Genomic DNA, 236 nt, shown 5'->3' on the forward strand with positions numbered 1-236 from the left:
CCTGATTCCATTATTATTTTAATGGTTGGATGATCAATGTTGGTGGTTCCAAATGTTTTAGCACATCTCTCCTCTTTTCGATGTTTAAAAAACTCAATATTTTGCAAAATGGCATATTTTTTACCCTGATAACTCAGAACGATTGAAGAACTATCTTGTAATCTGATTTTGTCTTCATTAGCCATTGGCAATACAATTGGAATGCTTTGATTGACCAAAGTTCCTAATATGAGTAT

The 236-nt window shown here is 32.2% G+C and carries 1 protein-coding gene; it reads right to left on the bottom strand.

The genetic code is table 11. From position 1 onward, the window contains the following. A partial coding sequence (locus tag AC1RPT_RS08255; protein WP_481763067.1) for a hypothetical protein occupies positions 1-236 on the bottom strand: 236 nt, incomplete at both ends.

This window comes from Dellaglioa sp. CoH-56-MRSF-11 (genome assembly GCF_056782135.1).